The organism is Bartonella sp. AP150HLJHH (assembly GCF_042196385.1).
GTDB lineage: Bacteria > Pseudomonadota > Alphaproteobacteria > Rhizobiales > Rhizobiaceae > Bartonella.
Genome location: NZ_JBHIQC010000010.1, coordinates 44,503 through 62,382, shown reverse-complemented (window position 1 = coordinate 62,382; position 17,880 = coordinate 44,503). Strand labels below are relative to the sequence as shown.

Below are 17,880 nucleotides of genomic sequence, written 5' to 3'. Positions count from 1 at the left end.
ACCATATCTCTTACAAGTGACAAGGGGGAAGAGCCATAGGGATAAAAAACTATTAAGAAAGGATTAAAAATGCCTCTAATGAACTATATCAAGTGCCAAGGGCTGTAGCAACATTGGGATCAAACAAAGAATATGACAGTGTTGAAAAATATAACAATATCAACTTGCTCTTTTATTAAGCATAAAGATGGTCGCGCCCTATAGATTTTATATTATTTCCACGGGAACTTTCTTATTATACCATTCACAAGCACCGTTGCATCAAAGATGTCGTTGCGCCGCCCCACAAACACCATCACGAAATAGACTTGAGAGCTTAGATATCTCTTTAAAACAAGGCCGTGAATTAGGAATAACAAATCCATTCTATTTTGAGTATTTTGTCGTGCATGAAGGACATGCCCGCAGTAAAAAACACAATAAAAAAAAGCGTGAAACAATGCGGAATCTTCATTATTTAACAGATAGTGCTTTAGATACTTTTGAAAGACATAAAGCTAAATTAAAGAACGGCGGAACAGAGGGAAGCTGATTTCTACCTCTTTATTCTTTCCCAATGAGATTGCCTCCCCATTTCAAATATTACGCCAACAAAGATATACGCACTATATCCACTCAGATCTGGATGCTCTCTCCAATCTGACATACAAAAACTAAAAACAGCAGAAGGAAATAATAAACCGCTTTAATTTTTATCTCAAGCCTATAGATTTAAACAACGAACCGCGTCATATCACCACACTTTAAAGGACAATATTCCATGAAGCTTATAGGCAATATTCATCACATACTCTTCATCATTCATGCTTTTTGCTGACTTGGTGGTTATGGCGGAGTGAACGCACCAGATCCCATCCCGAACTCGGCCGTGAAACACTCCAGCGCTGATAGTACTTTGCCTTAAGGCACGGAAGAGTAAGTCGCCGCCAGATCTGCTAAATGCAAGCAAAAGACTCAATGTATAAACCTTACATTACCACACCCCCAAGGAAGCTGTTTTTAAGGCATCACAGGCTGGTCTAAATATTCTCTTGATCGCGCCTCTCCCTAAACTAAAAAATGAAGCTCCCTATTAACTCAGTCTGCAAACAATTCTCTGTAAATAATCCGCCTTCTCTGAATTCTCTTCTAGCCAGCTTCTCACCGCATGCGGTTCACATCACGACACCTTAAAAGACATTGTTTTAAGAACAGCGTTTTACAGTACATCAGGATAATAATTTAAATACCAAAATGCGCTTAAAACAAGTCTACTCACTAAACGCACTATTTATCCAAATCAACTGCCCTACCTAATCATTGTCATGACTTAGAACAGCCCGTATTAATCAGATTTGAATTTATTCCTCTATTTCTTTTGCACGTCCAGATAGCTGTATAGCTCTAGAAAGATCATTAACTGCATTTAAATGTGTTTGAAGTAATTCACTATTACGCTGTAATTTTTCTTGTAAATCAGACAACAAACTTTCAACCTCATGCTCAATATCTTGATTCATATAGCGCTTCACATCACTCATGGATTTATTAAGATCACGCAAACCACGTATTTTACGCAAATTTATTTCTTCGTAATCTGGAACACCACTGCTCTCTAGCATATTGCTTTCATAATCAACAACTTGAGCTAATCCTTTAACAGCAGCAACAAATTTTGTCATCGCCCAATCACGATCAATAAGGTTGTTATCAAGAACTTTTGCTTTTGCCGCAAAACTATCATCACCATATTGCACTACAGACATTTTTACTTCCCCTTCAACACTATTGTTCAATCTTACTTTACAAATGAGGGAGACTAAACAGGTTCTCTTCAATGCTGATACACTCAACCAAGCTCGTGGTGCAAACATTGCTCAAACAACAGCACGACAATCCTTCAAAGCGTATACCACTTCAACTTTCAACGCGTTCTCTCAAATATTTTTCTTGCTTTGCTCCAAAACCATCATTGCGGCTATACTAATCCATAAAAACGCTATAGACTTAAACCTTCCAGCAATATCGAAACTTCCATATTTGCTCTGTCTATTTCGCCTTGCCGATTTTATCTTTGCCGATTTTATCACGAGCTCATCTTCAACAGAAAATAACAATGCTTTCACGACAACTTCAGCCACAAAAAATATCTGCCGACAAAAAACCGCAGCCTATCTTGCAGCATATAAAGACGTAAGCCCATTAAAAATTTCAGCATTTTACTGATAGAAGCACTTTACCCTCCATAACCTTATGGCTCTCTCTGCACTTAAACTTGTATACCTTCCAGCACCCCATAAGATGGCGCCCGACAAGATCAGTTTGCACCCAATCAAAAGGACACCCCCTCTCCCATGCTCTTTCTGCACACATGCAGTATTTCGCATAAAACACAAAAAGAATGTTCTTTTGAACAGATCAGCCATACAGCAATATAAAAAAAGACACCTTCAAATAGCTAAACAGCCATCAATCTTCCTTTTTTAAATTATCATTCGCTTTTCTTTGCAATGAATGACTATATAAGATTTTTTGAACCTTTTCAAGAGTTTCTTAGCCAATCAGTTCGATACGTCTTCAATCGCATATTCACGCGCTTGTTTTAAAGAAATATCTCTTAAGTACACCCAAGCCTATTTCGCACCGCGGCCCATCAATGGTATAATGATAAATCTTCCATGACATGTATAAAATCCATTGAGCACTTTCCATCTTTACGCTTAATAAAAGAAGCAAGCCAGCACCATCACATATTTTTCTAACCCCTTATGTTCTGATACCCTTGGCACTTGAGACGGTTCATAAAGCATGGCCTTTCTTATACAATTTCTCTGCGCATGGGAGCTCCCTGCTTGTAACTGCAAAAGACATTGTTTTGGTTAATTCACCACGAAACAGATTTGGAATGAAAAATTTTCCAGTATTAAGGGATCTAATTCAAGTTGAATAACGATAGATTATCATCTATAAATCAAAATATTATCCAATGCATAATGCTTAACGCTCCCCCCATTGATATTTTCAGAATTTTCACAGCATCTTCTTACAGATTATTTCATTCCATAACACAGTTTGCTCTTAATATCGCGACTTTACATGCGCTACTGGTATAAAAACAGAGAAACAATCATTTTATAATCAAGGTACAATTTTTGTTTACGATCTTTCTCTCGTTTTCAACCTTTTAAATGCAGCTCTTCTCTTTCATAATCATCACATTTCAAATATATTCCATGTTGAATAAATTAAAATCACTTGCTTGCACATCACAAACAACGCTCTGATATGTTGATAAAATACGCTGAAAGAAAAAGACTTCTCATGAACCTTAGCAAATGCCAAGAACTATAATAAACATTGGAAGCAAGCCTACGATGATTGTGACTTGCTCTTTCATAAGTATAAAGATGATAGCATTTTATAGATTTTTATATTATTCAAAGTTTATATTATTTCACGAGAGCTTTACTGTTATACTATTCACATTTACCGTTATAACATTTACGAATGTCATCGTAAAATGTCTTTCGTGTGCGTTAAGAGATATTTCTTTAAAACAAGTACATAAATATGCAATACAAATATACTAATATACAACATAAGTATATTTCGTTTGGAGCGTTCTTTACTTTTGTGCAAAACATGCCCCATTAGAGCAGCATTAACCAATCTTGCTATGAGATAAACGATCAGAAAACATTTTTATCTTCCGCCGCTCACCTTAAAGGACTAAGATCTTAACTCAATCGGCTCTGTACGCAGTCCGAATTTTTGTCAAACGATCTTCTCCTAACTTTCCCCTCATCTGATTCACTTAAACGAAAAGCTCAACAAATAAACCTACGAATATTCATCGTACACTAAAAAATACTTAAACGTTCCAAGAAAACTTATATGTCTTATATTACCGTTATAAATGACAGTGCTTTATAGCATAACAGGATAAAAAAGTTTCCAGCAACACAAAACTTACAAAATCAATCAATAGTCTTTTTAAAGCTTTCTTTTTTAGGATTCACAATACTCCAACTCCTTAAGCTTTTATAAAAAAAGGAACGATTTTAAGCTTGCCGAATATGTTGTATCAGCATATATTACAGATTGTAACATATTGTTATTCATAAAATCACCTCAAAAAGAACAGAAAGAGGTTTTTATGGCTGATCTCGTAAAAGCCGCTATGCTTTATTCAACCTTGATTATCACCATCAATACTTTTGTTGTTATTTTAGTTCTCGTAATAGAAATATACTAAGCATACTCTTTTGGCTTTTTATAATCTGTGCAAATGAGCATCTTAATTTCACATAAGAGCAAAGCAGAATTTTAATTCTACAGATAAACCACACACCTAATTTCAAACATGGCTTGCAACTATTTGAGTATAAACTCTGCTTTTTATATGCATTTTTAACCATCAGTGTCCGTCTTTTCACGCTATCTTGAATCTCAACTTCACTCCCAGCTTAAAAAACGAAATTTTCTATCAGATCCGATCTGTAAATAATTTGTCTCCTTATTGAGTAAGTTCCCCCCTTCAGGGCATATCACAACTCTAAAGAATAATATTTCATGAAGCTTATGATAAATCTATTGAACACCATCTTTACCCTTATGAAAGAATAAACCAGCAGCATCACACACTTTTTCAGCCCCAAATGTTGCCAACAAACCTTTAGCACTTGAGATAATTCATAAGAGGCATTTTTACGTCTTTCTTCAACAGTTTTTATCCACACGGCTCTCCCCGCTTGTACCATGCAAGAAGATGGTTTTAATTAATTCAACCGAGAACAGATTTGGAATAAGAGAAGCTTACGTTATTCGAGATCCTTATTCAACATAAAATAATTAAATTATTTTTATAAATCAAAGTGTTATTCAGAAAAACATTCATCACACACTCGAGAACAAAAAACACCTCATACGTAAAGTTTTATATGCGCTCCACCGCTCAACATGATAATATCACAACACAATTAAGATAAAAAAATAACAAGGAAAACCCTTGTAAACTCAGAAAAGAGAGGAGAAAAATGAAAAGATGTGGAGAGCGCTCAATTCCTCACACATCCAGCAAAACCGTCCTAGCAAAACTGTCTCACAACTTAACTAATGTTATAATATTCTCAAATCAAAAGAAATTTTTTAAAAATAGTTTGAGAAAAACATTTGAGTATGAAACGATAATAATTCTATTCTGAATGTTTTTCTCTTTATTAAAACAGAGAAAGTAATTTCCAAACAAATGTTTCCTCCTAATTTTTCCGAAATTAGCCGCAACACTTAAAGACGATCTTAGTGTGATGAAACATTTATTTGTGATAAACGCAAAAAAACACCCCAAAGATAGATTTAATCTCATATTTTAAATACATGTAACCAAAACATTAAAAAATTAGCAGTAACACGTAACAACTCATTGGGAGGCAATACTATCTACAATTAAAAACACTTTTGGGCTGAACAAATGACAGTATAGCATACGTTTACACAAAGAGTACTGATCGTAAACAACTAATTCTTGAAGCCATAAAAAGACTCTCTAAAAGTTAGAGAGAGCCTAAAAACGCAATAGAATCAAGAACTAAACAATTCCTTATTTATTGAACTGTATGTTTTTAATTAATGCCAAACATAAGTTCCATATATGCTTGTCTGGCATGTTGGCAATTTTTAGATTTCTCCATAGAAGATTGATCCAGCTTTTCACATTTTTTTGCCCACTCTTCAAGTAAGATTTTATCTTTCTTAAATTCCGCTACGCTGTAGTTTTTTCGCAACCAGCAACGACAAGTCCAGTACAAAGCAGCAATGCTGTAATAATAACTTTATTCATGATTTAATTCCCTTCCTTTTTCTCTTCAGTTTTTTTCTCGTCATCATGTACAAAGCTTGAACCAGGCCAATCTCGGGCATGAACTTCACGATACGCTTTATCTGCATTTTTACAATTTTGAGAATCTAAATCCTCTGATATCATGCATTTCATTGCCCATTGCTCGAGTAATTTGGGATCCTTCTTAAATTCCGCTACGCTATAAGTTTTTTCACAACCAGCAACGACAAGTCCAGTACAAACCAGCAATGCTGTAATAATGGCTTTATTCATCAATAAAATTCCCCTTTTTTCAAATTTACAAAGTTTAGGACACAATTTAGGGCCTTAAAAAAAGTTCTACATATGCTTGTCGAAGGTTTTTACAATTTTGAGAGGATTTGAGCGGTGAATCATCGTTCTCACATTTCTTTGCCCATTCCTCGTATAATTTTTCATTTGTTTTAAATTCTTTTACACTATAAGTTTTTTCACAACCAGTAACAGCAAGTCCAGTACAAAGCAGCAATGCTGTAATAATGACTTTATTCATAATTTAATTCCCTTCCTTTTTATCTTCAGTTTTTTCTTGGTCGTCCTTTCCAGAGCCAAAAATTCCCCATTTTTTACGAGTTTCTAATTCAGCTTGTTCTGCGTTTTTACAATTTTTTGAATCAAAACTTCCTGCAATAAAACATTTCTCTAACCACTGATTGAGTAATTGGGGATCTTTCTTAAACTCTGCTACGCTATAAGTTTTTTCACAACCAGAAACGACAAGTCCCACGCAAAGCAGCAGCGCTGTTATAATGGCTTTATTCATCAATAAAATTCCCCTTTTTTCAAATTTACAAAGTTTAGGACACAATTTAGCACCCGATTAAAATTGTACATTCGGTTCATTGTGCATTTTCAAAAATTTAAAAATCTACTTCTGTACGCGATTTTTCCCAACCTATGATGATAAATCGCGTACAAAGAAAAATACCGCTATCAATATATTTTTTATGATTTAATTGTTATCCTGCTTTTTTTCAGTTTCATTCCCCTTTTTGCTACTTTCACGAAGTTCCTTTGCAAGATTTCTATAATGCTCTTGAAAAAGTTCCATATCGGCTTGCATGACATTTTGACAATTCTTGGTTTCAAAAGCAGAGGGGCCCATTTTATCGCATTTCTTTCCCCATTCTTGCATCAATTTTTTATCTTTCTTAAACTCTGCTACGCTATAAGTTTTTTCACAACCAGAAACGACAAGTCCCACGCAAAGCAGCAGCGCTGTTATAATGATCTTGTTCATGATTTAACCCCTCTCTTTGTTTTATATTTTATTAACAATAACTTTGGGTTCACATCCCCTCCTATATTGTGACCTTGCGTCTAATTTTCCTTTGCAAATACGCACATTTTCAACGCAAACATGTTAAATCATGAGAGCCGCTTTCATTTATCAGACTTGCATTTGTAACATTATCTGCACGGCAGCTCTTTGTATTTGAAGTGTTAAAACTTCAGCAAAAATTCTGATATCTTGACATTCTCAAAAAGCTTTTTAATCATTTCTTTTCCTTCAAGAACCTCTTGGTAACGAGAAGCAGCACGATTTCTTACCCCAAATTCGTCATGCCTATACCCATTGCAAATTCCCTGCAAACGAAAGAATACAGCTTTTAGTCAACTAATTGCGCTCTTATCATTTCTAAACCACCGGAAAAGAAAGAAAGCTTTAAGTCCCCTGCACTTTTTAAAAGCCAATAGAAATGCTAAAAAAGCAATCTTATACATTCCAATTGAAGAAAAAAGCCTATTGCCTTGCGTACCATTACAGCTGGCATTAACTATTTAAGACTATAAAATCATATAAATGTAAGAAATATTGTCTATAATATGCTCAATGAATTCTTTTGTTTATTAGGAAAAATTATAGCGCGTCAATATCAGTAAATTTTACTTATTTTTATCCCCCCCCCTTTATAAACATGAATATAATTTAATAAAACGGATTACTGCATAACAGAAAAAAATAATCAACGCTACTCTTAATTACATTATTGACGCATGTATTAAGTACAATAAACAAAAATAACCTGATGTTTAAAATCATTATCAAGATAATTTTTATGGAAGAATAAACTTATCTACTCATCTAGCGGATAAGATCACAAGTAGTATGATGATTATCACATTTATAGGGAAAAGTTTGAAACGGAGAATTTTTCGCAAACTCATAGCTCTTTCATGCGATGATACAGAACCTTATGAAAAACAACTTGAATGAAGCAACCATCGTGAAAAAAGAAGAGCACTTTTATTATTAACTTCGTATAAAAACAATCGATATCATCTCTAGAAAAAGAACTCAAACCAATGAAATTATCGTATCATTTTTTACACTTTTCCGTATTTTTGTGAAAGCAATTCGCGGACCTCATCAGCTATTTTAGTTCCACGACTTGCACAACTGACCTTAATCAACCGATGCAAACTTTCTGGTATATCAATCGTGAGGCGCTTCATACCTCCACTCATGCTCCCTTTGTGGCTTCCTATCCATGCATCCGCTGTTAAAGGAATTGATTTATTGGTTGGTTTTGTGCCAATTTTAATTTTTTTACTCATCGTGCTAACTCCTTGATTTCCGCTGCAACCGCTTCAATCTCTGCCGCTGCGGGTCCTTGCTTATCAACTTCATAAACGGCCTTCCCCTGTGCTGCTGCTTCTGCAAAAATCACGCGCTGCGCAACACTAGAAGAAAGAACATGCACAGGGTATATGCCAAGAGCTTCGTTCACATCGCGCCCTATCGCTGTATTGACGATTTTACGATTAATAACAAAAGCAGATTTGAGATTCTCTTTATAAACGCGTGCTTCATCAATCAGCTTTACAATTCCATCCGCTGCCCAAATATCATAGGGACTAGGCAAAACAGGGATAAGCACCAAATCCGAAGCCATAAGAGCACTACGAGCAAGATCCGTCACACGCGGAGGACCATCGATAATAATATGATCATAACCATGACCAATCTGTGTAATCTCTTTGTGAACCGTTGCACGCGGTAAACCAATAACTGAAAACAAAGGAGCATCTTCACGTACAGCAGCCCAATCCAATGCGCTTCCCTGTGGGTCAACATCAATAAGCAATACCCGTGTACCAGTACGTGCAAAACTGGCAGCAAGATTAACACTCAACGTCGTTTTTCCGACACCTCCCTTTTGATTCAAAAGTCCAATGATCATCCATTACGCCTTTCAGTATTATCGTTTTTACGATTATACTGAAAGTAATAAAAGAAACAAGCATCCAATACGTGCAAAATAACCATTTCTCCCATTTTCAGGATAAATAACAATAGCCCGCAATTTTTTATAATATTCTTTAACATGAGCAAAACATTATGAAGATGATATTCTTGAAAATAACAAAATAAATTTAAAAGAGGCATGCTCTTCTTCCCCCCCCACCCTAAAACGAAGATTCTTAAATCCATGTCGATCTGTAAACAATGCGCTGTAAATGATCCAGCTTCTTATTTTGCACCGGCCTTTTGGGATTCTCCCTTCATGCAATCCACTTAATGCAACTCTACAAACAAGCTCCACTCTGAATATACAACAAACTATAAGGAGAATTCATTGTTTTGCACGTTGAATGAGAGAGCCGAAATCAGGAAGATTCTCTCATTTCATGCCTCTTATATTAAATTAATCAAAATCATATCTCTTGTACGTACAAGCAGGGCTGGCGTGTGGGTAAAAACTGTACAAGAAAGGATTTAAAATGCTTCTTATGCAGAATCTCAAGTACCAAGAACTATTACAATATTGGAGGTTGGCAAATATAACAATGGTACCGACTTCCTTCTTCATAAGCGTAAAAAGGGTGGTGATCCATGAATTTTATACTCTTTGACGCTCGACAGAGTAAAATGGGCTTAAGAGAAATAAGGGTACCTCTAGCAAACGCGTAAACAAACAACACAATGAAATGTCTATGCTGAGTAAACACTATAGATTATCCATAAAGACCAAACATCCGTCTTTCATAAGATCGCATAACGAACATGTTGCGGAGTGAGATATTTTGCATCTTACAGCTCATTTTTCCCAAATAGATCTTCTCGACAAAAAGAATATTTTTGTTAAGATGCCACTGAAAAACTTACCTTCATTATGTTCTTTCTATATACCAGACCAGAGGGTATCGTGAAGATCGTGCAATTGGGAATAAACAAAAATGAATTTACAACAAATTGAACCTGATATTTTTATCAGCGCCCAAATTAGCATAGAAAATATCAAAACATTGGCACAAGCTGGTTTTAAAACAATTATCTGTAACCGCCCCGATCACGAAGAGCTCCATCAACCTGACTTTTCTAGCATTAAAACGGTCGCAAATGAATATGGCATAAAAGCCTATCACATTCCCATTTCTCCTCCAACTATAGAAAAGTCAGCTGTTGAAGCCATGCAAACAATTTTAAAAACAGCCTCTCTGCCTCTTCTTGCCTATTGTCATCACGGATCACGCTCGCTGCATCTTTATCGTTTAGCGCGTCTTTAAACAGAGGGTTCGCACATTTCCTCCGCACCTTAAAAGACGAAGATTCTTAAATACGCATCGATTTGTAAAAAACAATCTGTCAATAATCTTTGTCTTGCGCCTTTCCCTTGGCTTGCCACTTCATAAAACTCTACAAGCAAGCTTTGCTCCTCAATATACAACAAGCATACACACCCGAAGCCATAAAAATGCGTGAAAATTCATATGATGATCGAAGAAAATTATTTTCACCTCACCTTTTATCACTGCTCCACCTTCTTTTTCTCTTCCTTTACCAATACGAACTCATTCGTACGCCACAGACACCTAAAACGACAGTAAAACCACTAAGAAAACCCTATAAGGCATGCAGAGTATTTTATAAAAAAAGCCGTAAGCCATAATCTATGGTTAACTACAACATATTGATTTATAACAATTAATTATTTTGCACGTTGAATGATAAATCCTAATACCGTAAGATTCTCTCAAGCCTATTTATATTGAAGCAATCAAAAGCGTGTTTCTTGCATGTCATAAGCAGGAAGTGTTCGTGTGAAATAAAACGAGTTAAGAAAAAACTCTCATAAGCGCTCTCAAATAGCCTAGACTGTACAACACTAAAGGCTTGTCAATATAACGGATGGTGTCGGATTGCTCTTTTATTAGGCATAAAGATGATAGCGCTCAACGAAACTTGTATGATACCATTCATGAGAGCCATCATGAAAATGAATATGAGAAGCGTTGAGAGATATTTCTTTAAAAGAAGTGCATAAATTAGCAAAACAAGGATATTCCAGCATTTTATTTTACCTGTGGGACGTGATATCCTATTCAAAGAACAACAAAAGCCTGAAGCTGTTATTTTCATGATTTAAGAGATATTGCTCTGGACCCTTTTGAAAGTGGCAAACCCGAATGTAAAAAAGACTGTCATCTGGACTGATTTTCCCCTTGATAACTTCATATTTTTCCCCAATAAGGCTGTAGATTGATTTCAGAGATTATCCAAATGAATATAGCAATAGACTCTCCCCATCTGGTATACAAAAGCTGTAACAGTAGAGAGAGCACTAAAGCGCCTTAATCCTTATCTCAAACATACTGCTCGCGTTGAGAATCGCTAAACAAAAAGTTTTATGAGAAAAACAACACCATAAAGTCATGAATAGACCGAACATAGATTGGAAAGATGTTCTAACTTTTATCCAATATTTCTATCAAAAAACAACAAAACATTATTGGCTTTGTGTTTTCATATCCTTACAAGACTGTCTTTCCTTTGCATTATAGGCGTTACATTTGTGAAAGACAAAGGAAATATATAGATAGTTTTTAACTTGAAAATCTGAAAGATTGACGTGTTACGACAACAAAATTGTGCCTTTATCCATCAAAAGCATTAGAAATTTTGAAACAATACACCTGCTTTCTCGCAATGATTTCTTTTATCTACAATCAATCGCAGTCTCCTTAATATGCATTCCCCATCACAATATACAAGAGAAACGAAACTTAAAGCATTTTCCAGCAGCTTCATTCTCGTTTACGTGATTGGTTAGCACGAAAACTGCTGCTGACCACTAATCTTCTTCACAAGACTCGACAAACAAAACTTTTGTAAAAATATTCATTACATAATACAAAATATCACATGCGTAAGGTTACACGAACCAACTCTCATCATAAACGATGATACGGCATAAATGACATAATAAAAAAAATTAGAAAGAAGAAACAATAAACTTTTAAAATAAAAAAAGTCATCAATTAAATTTTATCAAACTATAAGCTTAAAATCGCAAGAAATTTTAAAAACAGCCTTTCTCCCTCTTCACGTCTATTATTGCTAAATAGGCTGGTTGCTTATTCTTTACTGCATCTTTTATGACGAGTTTTAACGGATCAGAAAGAAACAAGCAGTAAAGTTTTGAATGACAACAAAAACCATAAAGTTAACTTTGAAAAAAATGATGCCAAAATCAGATCTTCAGATATTCGATTCTCCCTCTCAACAACGGAAAAAACATATATTCCACGATGTTTTGGAATATATCTTTGTGATTATAATCACTTTAAGTGCTATTTTTACGGCTCTTCTCTCTTTTTCAGATCAGTTTAGGACATATTTTTAAAAGTAAGCAGCCTATCCAACGTTGATAATGGTTGTACTGTCTTTAAAATTTCTTTTGCTTTCTTTTCATCACGATGCATTTGCGCAATCAAAGGTTCAAGTCCATCAAATTTTTCTTGTCCTCGCAAAAACTGGAAAAAAGAAACGGTACAGCTTTCCCCATAAAGGTCGTCGTTAAAGTCAAACAAATAGGTTTCCAAAAGGGGCGCCCCATCCTTAACAACCGTTGGACGACAACCAAAGCTTGCAACACCATCATACAAAACACCGTTCGCACGACGCAAACGTACCGCATAAACACCATGAGCCAAACGAACTTGGGGAGGCAACATTTGATTAGCGGTAGGAAATCCCAAAAGACGTCCAAGTTTTTCACCTTGAATAATATTGGAGCGTATCCGATAGTGATACCCTAACAAATGGGCTGCTTTGTCCACTTCCCCTTGTGAGAGAAGTTGCCGAATAAAACTCGAGGAAATGATCAAAGATTGTGACTCTTGAGGACGAGAAACGCAAGAAACTTGCACAACCTCAAATCCATATTTCTCTCCCCTTTGGCAAAGAAGATGTACATTTCCGCTTTTCTGATGACCAAATTGAAAATTTTCGCCTGTCACCACAACTGAAACATCAAAAACTTCCTTTAAAAACGACTTAATAAATTCGTCCGCTGAAAGAGCGGCAAACTGTGCATCAAAGGGCTGTTCAATCACGCCGTCAAAACCAAGGGTTTTAAAAATTTCAGCTTTTTCAGCTGCCTCTGTCAAACGATAGACAGGAGCTGAATGTTGAAAAAAACTTCTTGGATGGGGTTCAAAAGTTAAAACAACAGATGATTTCTTTTTTATACGCGCGAAATCAAGTGCTTTTTGCAACACCACCTGATGCCCACAATGAACACCATCAAAATTTCCAAGTGCCAACACTGCTCCCCGCCAAGCCGAGGGAAACATATGAATTCCCTGAAGACGCAAAAAATTAGTCATTACTGAAGTGCCCACATGATTGCTTGTGGTTTATAACCATGATGTTCAAGAAAAGAATGCAAAGCTTGCTTATCAACCACACCCTTTTGCGTATAATCATAATGATGAATCCCCCCCATAATATAAAGGGCATCAAGACCAAAGTGAGCCGCCCCCTTAATATCCGTTAAAAGACCATCACCAATAGCTAAAACTTGACTTTTTTCTACTGTTCCCCGTAGTTTTTGAAGTTTTTCAAAGGCACATTCATAAATAGGCGCGTGAGGTTTTCCAGCAATGCGCACTTCCCCCCCTAATTGTTGATAAAGACGAGCCAATGCACCAGCGCACCAAAATTCTTTATTTCCATAATGGACAATCACATCTGGGTTCGCACAAATAAAAGGTAAATTCCGCGACCGTATACGACGAAACATCTCCTCATAAGCAGAGGGTTCTTCGTCAAAATCTTCAAGAAAACCGCTACAGACGACAACAGAAGCCTCCCATTCTTCAACAAATTCACACTCTAACCCTTCAAACAGCACCAAATCACGTTGTGAACCAATGAAAAAAACTTTACGTGGAGCAGTCTGAATGAGATCGCGCGTTACATCCCCTGAAGTGATAATGGCATCATAATAGTCGCTATGAACATTCATGCTTTGTAATTGAGCAGCAACATCTTCCCGTAGCCGAGGAGAATTGGTTAATAAAATGACAGTTTTTCCCATTTGTCGGATTTTATACAACGCCTTCAACGCTGGTTCAAATGCATGTACACCGTTATGCACAACACCCCACACATCACAAAAAACAGCATCATAATGCGCTATAATAGTCTCAATATGGGTAAGTTCATTCATGGTGCACCTATCTCTATTTGTCATTTAAAGCTGTCTTTTACTTCAAAAATACTTACCGAAAGATAATACTTGTGTCATCTGCTTTCTCAAACCATATCCCAACTTTTTATCGTCTATAGAGATCATAAGAAATGATAAAATAACTAAGTTATCATTAAGTTGTGCAAAATTCTAAAATGCTTGATAGCAAAAGCTTATCATTCCCCAATGCTATTTTTCTCATAAAAATTTTAATTCTAACAACAACGACGTTGATAGAGTTTTTTATCTAAAATACTCAAATTCTTCACTGAGAAAATAAACGTATCCCCCTCTTAAAAACATGCATCATGAGAAAGCCCAATATATTTTCTCATTTCAAATTTGTTTATATTGAATCAATCAAAACCTATTCGCTTACATATTATAAGCAGAGAGCGTACAGATAAAAACACGTGAAGAAAGAAAAAATAGCTCTTATGCTCCCTTTCAAAAGCAAAAACTGTCGTAATATTTTGAACTGGCCGAGAGTATATGTCGTCCGAGCATCTTTTTTTCAGTAAAGATAGCAATATAGCTTTTATCCCATTCATAGAGGCTTTTACGCTATATACTTTACGAAGCGCCATTGTAAAATAGGCGCTAACATTGAGAAATATCTTCCAAAACAAACATGTGAATATACAACAATCAGATCTATAATGTTTTGAGTTTATTTTGCATGAGGGCTCTTTACTCATAAAAGCTTTCCCCTATCATCATGATATCTCAGACGCATCAAAACAAGTCATTTTGATTATTGGTTAAGGACAGCACCGTAAGCGGTGACTTGAGCTTAAAAACCAAGCTTTACCTTCGTAAAATGCATATCTGATGTCATGAGTTGAGTAAGCAAACCTTAAAACTTTGAAAGGCAAACAACCTCCTATTTAAAAAAATCTATCCGTCTCAAGAAAAACTATTTTTATTGCCAATCTCCTAAAATTACTTTATGAATCGAAAAATGTTTTGATCGCATACGCAACGATCAAAAGGGGTCTTGAAAACCCGAAACCCTAGCGTAAAAATAAACCCACTATGTGGGTATCCCGGAATTCCGGGAGATTTTGCTATGTCCAGGTGCTCCAAGCACTAAAAGCAAAATGCTGACTAGGGTTCAGTGTTTTCAAGCTCCCGGAATACCAATGCGAGGGCGCTCGCACCTGGAGGGGGAAAATGCAAGCTCAAAATCTTAATATTGATCTTTTTGTAGACAAAAAAGTTCGCTTTAGGCGAAAAGTGCTAAAAATGTCTCAAAAAACATTAGGGCATCATTTAGGTGTCACTTTTCAACAAATCCAGAAATATGAAAAAGGCTTAAATCGCGTGAGCGCAGAACGTTTAAAGGAAATTTCCGATATTTTGAATGTTCCACTTGCCTTTTTTTACACTGATATCATCAAAAAAGACAACGCCCCGTACCATTATGATGAAATCGCCTCGAGCAAAGAGGAATATTTGCTTTTAAAAAGTTTTAGAGTCCTCACATCTGTCAAGCAGAAAGCGATTTTAAACTTAATTTGTGATCAAAATTAAAACGCTTTAAAAGCATAGCTATAAAGTGCTACACACCCTATTCTTGTCTTTCTCCCCACACCCCAAAAGGATGCCCCCCTCCTCAAACCGGTTGATAAACGATCCGCCTTTTCAAAAATAGCTCCTTCTCAGCTTCCCATTTCATATGGTTCCTTTCACAAAATTATATAAACAAGCCCTCCCTTGAATATTCATCACACTCTCTTATCAAAACACCCCATGTATAAAGTTTTATGTCTTATATCACCACACCCGCAAACAATAGCGTTTTACAGCACAACAGAATAAGTATTTATCTGTATTTAAAGAGTGGCCCCCTTTTCGCTATGGACGCTCTATTTATTTTAAATGATGTACATTTAATATACCTGCTATTAAAGACTTAGTATCTGTTATAGAGTCTTAAAGGCATATTTTCCCTCTAAAATCTCAATGCTACACCAACTCTATCATAAGGCAAAACATTGATTTATAAAGAAAATTTATTGTTTTACATGTTGAATGAGAATCCAGAATATCGTAAGATTCTTTCATTTCAGACTTGTTCCATGTTGAATCAACCAAAACTATATCTCTTGCAGGTTACAAGTGGGAAGAGGCGTATGGATAAAAACTATTAAGTAAGAATTAAAAATGCCTCAAACGAACCGTCTTAATGCAAGATCTGTCGCAACATTGGGGGCTGGCAAATATAATGATGGTGCCGGCTTATTCCGTTATGAAGCGTAAAGATGGGGGGCTCAATGGATTTACCCTTATACCCCTTTACGAACAGCGTCGCAAAATAGGCTTGGATACCTTAAGAGATGTTTCTATAAGACAATGCTATCCTGTTTTCTCATGATCATAATCCTCAATCTAACAAAGATGAAACAAACAATAGGATTGCGAATATGATTTGGGGAGCTCATCTGAAAGATGAAAAATGATAAAAAAATCCGCTATAACAATTGAAGAAGCGAGCATTCGTTGAGCCGTAACTTCTTTATTTTAGAATTTTTATATCACACTTTACTGTTGAGTAATATGTATTTATTAAAATACATGACCACGGTCTAGAGCATCAAGCTTTGGCGAGAAAAACATTTCAGTATCTGCTTGTAAGACATTTTGACAATTTTTAGATTCCTTAACAGCTTGTCCTGAAAGAGAACACTTCGTTCCCCATTCTTCTCTTAATTTTGCATCTTTTTTTAAATCTTCTACGCTATAGGTTTTTCACACCCCACGACGAATAATAGAGTCATGCATAATAAATAATTTTTTTCATTTTACTCCTCTTTAAATACCTTATCTGTTAATATCATCTCCCCAAATGAGGGTTGAATTTCTGTATGAGAATACAGCCTCACTATCACTTGCTTACTTTCAAAGTGAATACTCTGAGTAAAATAACGCAAAGAAGAGCTCACAATAGCTATCGTATGAGTTTGACATTAAAACGCAATAAGAAGGGAAAGGGCAAAAACTGAACACAAATGACGAAATCAGAAGACGCATTAATGCTTTTGTCCAACTGATTTCAAATAGTTACATTGCAATAGGCATCGCCCCTAGCCCTATAGAAAGCCTATGAGCATTATAATACTTAAATCTCACGATCAATGGACTATGCAGCCATAACAAAAAAGTATGAGCTCTTTTTACCTATTTGTATGTTGATTATTGTTCCTCCATCGAGGCCTAAATAGAAACGTTTTGTGATATATAGAAAACAATCAGCAATGCAAATCATTTTACGAAGATTTCTTCGTGTAGAGTCTATTTGAAATCCATCCATCATTTGGAAGTCTGAATTTAAAAGCAGATAATTATGAAAGCTTTTCAAGGAATGCAACAGATTGATCACTTTTAAAGAAGTAAAAAACGTGATCCAATCCTGAAGACAAAATTCTGATGAAAAAACTTTTGTTATGAATTCTTTTAAGGCATTGTGAAAGATTTTATCCATTATATCAAACGTTACACCATTTTTGGGTCTGTTTATTTTTTACTTTTATCAACACCGCT

General features: G+C 35.7%; 13 protein-coding genes, 1 rRNA gene and 2 pseudogenes. 5 read left to right on the top strand and 11 right to left on the bottom strand.

Features of this window, described 5'->3' with window-relative positions:
- The first annotated feature begins 187 nt into the window (after positions 1-187).
- Together ACFING_RS05795 and rrf are read left to right on the top strand one after the other, a co-directional pair.
- Positions 188-532 (top strand): hypothetical protein, encoded by a 345-nt coding sequence (locus ACFING_RS05795; protein WP_375630160.1) that lies wholly within the window; start codon positions 188-190, stop codon positions 530-532.
- A 285-nt stretch (positions 533-817) separates the two neighbouring features.
- Positions 818-932, top strand: a 5S ribosomal RNA gene (gene rrf / locus ACFING_RS05790).
- A 408-nt stretch (positions 933-1,340) separates the two neighbouring features.
- Here rrf and ACFING_RS05785 read toward each other — a convergent pair.
- Positions 1,341-1,745 carry a flagellar protein FlgN gene (locus tag ACFING_RS05785; protein ID WP_273790974.1) on the bottom strand — a complete coding sequence of 135 codons (405 nt, stop codon included), beginning with the start codon at positions 1,743-1,745 and terminating at the stop codon, positions 1,341-1,343.
- Between the two features lie 43 nt (positions 1,746-1,788).
- On the opposite strand from ACFING_RS05785, the gene ACFING_RS05780 reads away from it, so the two are divergent.
- Positions 1,789-2,205, top strand: a complete 417-nt coding sequence (locus tag ACFING_RS05780; protein ID WP_375630159.1) for a hypothetical protein — start codon at positions 1,789-1,791, stop codon at positions 2,203-2,205.
- A 3,413-nt stretch (positions 2,206-5,618) separates the two neighbouring features.
- Here ACFING_RS05780 and ACFING_RS05775 read toward each other — a convergent pair.
- The 7 genes and pseudogenes from ACFING_RS05775 to parA all read right to left on the bottom strand — a co-directional run.
- Positions 5,619-5,818: pseudogene (locus ACFING_RS05775) on the bottom strand (EexN family lipoprotein); the annotation flags it as partial.
- A gap of 3 nt (positions 5,819-5,821) precedes the next feature.
- The gene (locus tag ACFING_RS05770) at positions 5,822-6,091 is read right to left on the bottom strand and encodes an EexN family lipoprotein (RefSeq protein WP_375621544.1); all 270 of its coding nucleotides are present in this window, start codon (positions 6,089-6,091) and stop codon (positions 5,822-5,824) included.
- Positions 6,092-6,137: 46 nt separating this feature from the next.
- Positions 6,138-6,350 carry an EexN family lipoprotein gene (locus ACFING_RS05765; RefSeq protein WP_375621543.1) on the bottom strand — a complete coding sequence of 71 codons (213 nt, stop codon included), beginning with the start codon at positions 6,348-6,350 and terminating at the stop codon, positions 6,138-6,140.
- 3 nt (positions 6,351-6,353) lie between these two features.
- A complete protein-coding gene (locus ACFING_RS05760; RefSeq protein WP_375630158.1) occupies positions 6,354-6,620 on the bottom strand; it encodes an EexN family lipoprotein in 267 nt (88 codons plus the stop codon).
- 189 nt (positions 6,621-6,809) lie between these two features.
- Positions 6,810-7,097 (bottom strand): EexN family lipoprotein, encoded by a 288-nt coding sequence (locus ACFING_RS05755; protein WP_375621541.1) that lies wholly within the window; start codon positions 7,095-7,097, stop codon positions 6,810-6,812.
- A 1,088-nt stretch (positions 7,098-8,185) separates the two neighbouring features.
- Positions 8,186-8,416, bottom strand: a complete 231-nt coding sequence (locus ACFING_RS05750) for a plasmid partition protein ParG (protein ID WP_375613561.1) — start codon at positions 8,414-8,416, stop codon at positions 8,186-8,188.
- On the bottom strand, positions 8,413-9,042 hold the full coding sequence (gene parA / locus ACFING_RS05745; protein ID WP_375613562.1) for a ParA family partition ATPase: 630 nt from the start codon (positions 9,040-9,042) through the stop codon (positions 8,413-8,415). The genes ACFING_RS05750 and parA overlap by 4 nt, the downstream gene beginning before the upstream one ends.
- 997 nt (positions 9,043-10,039) lie before the next feature.
- On the opposite strand from parA, the gene ACFING_RS05740 reads away from it, so the two are divergent.
- Entirely contained in the window at positions 10,040-10,369 is a 330-nt protein-coding gene (locus tag ACFING_RS05740; RefSeq protein ID WP_375613563.1) for a TIGR01244 family sulfur transferase, read from the top strand.
- 2,100 nt (positions 10,370-12,469) lie between these two features.
- On the opposite strand, the gene ACFING_RS05735 is transcribed toward ACFING_RS05740, so the two are convergent.
- Together ACFING_RS05735 and ACFING_RS05730 are read right to left on the bottom strand one after the other, a co-directional pair.
- On the bottom strand, positions 12,470-13,471 hold the full coding sequence (locus ACFING_RS05735) for a bifunctional riboflavin kinase/FAD synthetase (RefSeq protein ID WP_375621540.1): 1,002 nt from the start codon (positions 13,469-13,471) through the stop codon (positions 12,470-12,472).
- The gene (locus ACFING_RS05730; protein ID WP_375630157.1) at positions 13,471-14,316 is read right to left on the bottom strand and encodes a TIGR01459 family HAD-type hydrolase; all 846 of its coding nucleotides are present in this window, start codon (positions 14,314-14,316) and stop codon (positions 13,471-13,473) included. The genes ACFING_RS05735 and ACFING_RS05730 overlap by 1 nt, the downstream gene beginning before the upstream one ends.
- 1,194 nt (positions 14,317-15,510) lie before the next feature.
- Between ACFING_RS05730 and ACFING_RS05725 the strand changes: the two genes are divergently transcribed.
- Positions 15,511-15,870: a helix-turn-helix domain-containing protein gene (locus ACFING_RS05725; protein WP_375630156.1), complete on the top strand. Its 360-nt coding sequence runs from the start codon at positions 15,511-15,513 to the stop codon at positions 15,868-15,870.
- 1,035 nt (positions 15,871-16,905) lie between these two features.
- Here ACFING_RS05725 and ACFING_RS05720 read toward each other — a convergent pair.
- Positions 16,906-17,028: pseudogene (locus ACFING_RS05720) on the bottom strand (hypothetical protein); the annotation flags it as partial.
- Positions 17,029-17,880: the final 852 nt, after the last annotated feature.

Coding starts and splice junctions, on each gene's coding strand:
- ACFING_RS05795 (WP_375630160.1), top strand. CDS start 188: ATGGTCGCGCCCTATAGATTTTATATTATTTCCACGGGAACTTTCTTA.
- ACFING_RS05725 (WP_375630156.1), top strand. CDS start 15,511: ATGCAAGCTCAAAATCTTAATATTGATCTTTTTGTAGACAAAAAAGTT.
- ACFING_RS05770 (WP_375621544.1), bottom strand. CDS start 6,091: ATGAATAAAGCCATTATTACAGCATTGCTGGTTTGTACTGGACTTGTC.
- ACFING_RS05785 (WP_273790974.1), bottom strand. CDS start 1,745: ATGTCTGTAGTGCAATATGGTGATGATAGTTTTGCGGCAAAAGCAAAA.
- ACFING_RS05750 (WP_375613561.1), bottom strand. CDS start 8,416: ATGAGTAAAAAAATTAAAATTGGCACAAAACCAACCAATAAATCAATT.
- ACFING_RS05765 (WP_375621543.1), bottom strand. CDS start 6,350: ATGAATAAAGTCATTATTACAGCATTGCTGCTTTGTACTGGACTTGCT.
- ACFING_RS05740 (WP_375613563.1), top strand. CDS start 10,040: ATGAATTTACAACAAATTGAACCTGATATTTTTATCAGCGCCCAAATT.
- parA (WP_375613562.1), bottom strand. CDS start 9,042: ATGATCATTGGACTTTTGAATCAAAAGGGAGGTGTCGGAAAAACGACG.
- ACFING_RS05760 (WP_375630158.1), bottom strand. CDS start 6,620: ATGAATAAAGCCATTATAACAGCGCTGCTGCTTTGCGTGGGACTTGTC.
- ACFING_RS05780 (WP_375630159.1), top strand. CDS start 1,789: ATGAGGGAGACTAAACAGGTTCTCTTCAATGCTGATACACTCAACCAA.
- ACFING_RS05755 (WP_375621541.1), bottom strand. CDS start 7,097: ATGAACAAGATCATTATAACAGCGCTGCTGCTTTGCGTGGGACTTGTC.
- ACFING_RS05730 (WP_375630157.1), bottom strand. CDS start 14,316: ATGAATGAACTTACCCATATTGAGACTATTATAGCGCATTATGATGCT.
- ACFING_RS05735 (WP_375621540.1), bottom strand. CDS start 13,471: ATGACTAATTTTTTGCGTCTTCAGGGAATTCATATGTTTCCCTCGGCT.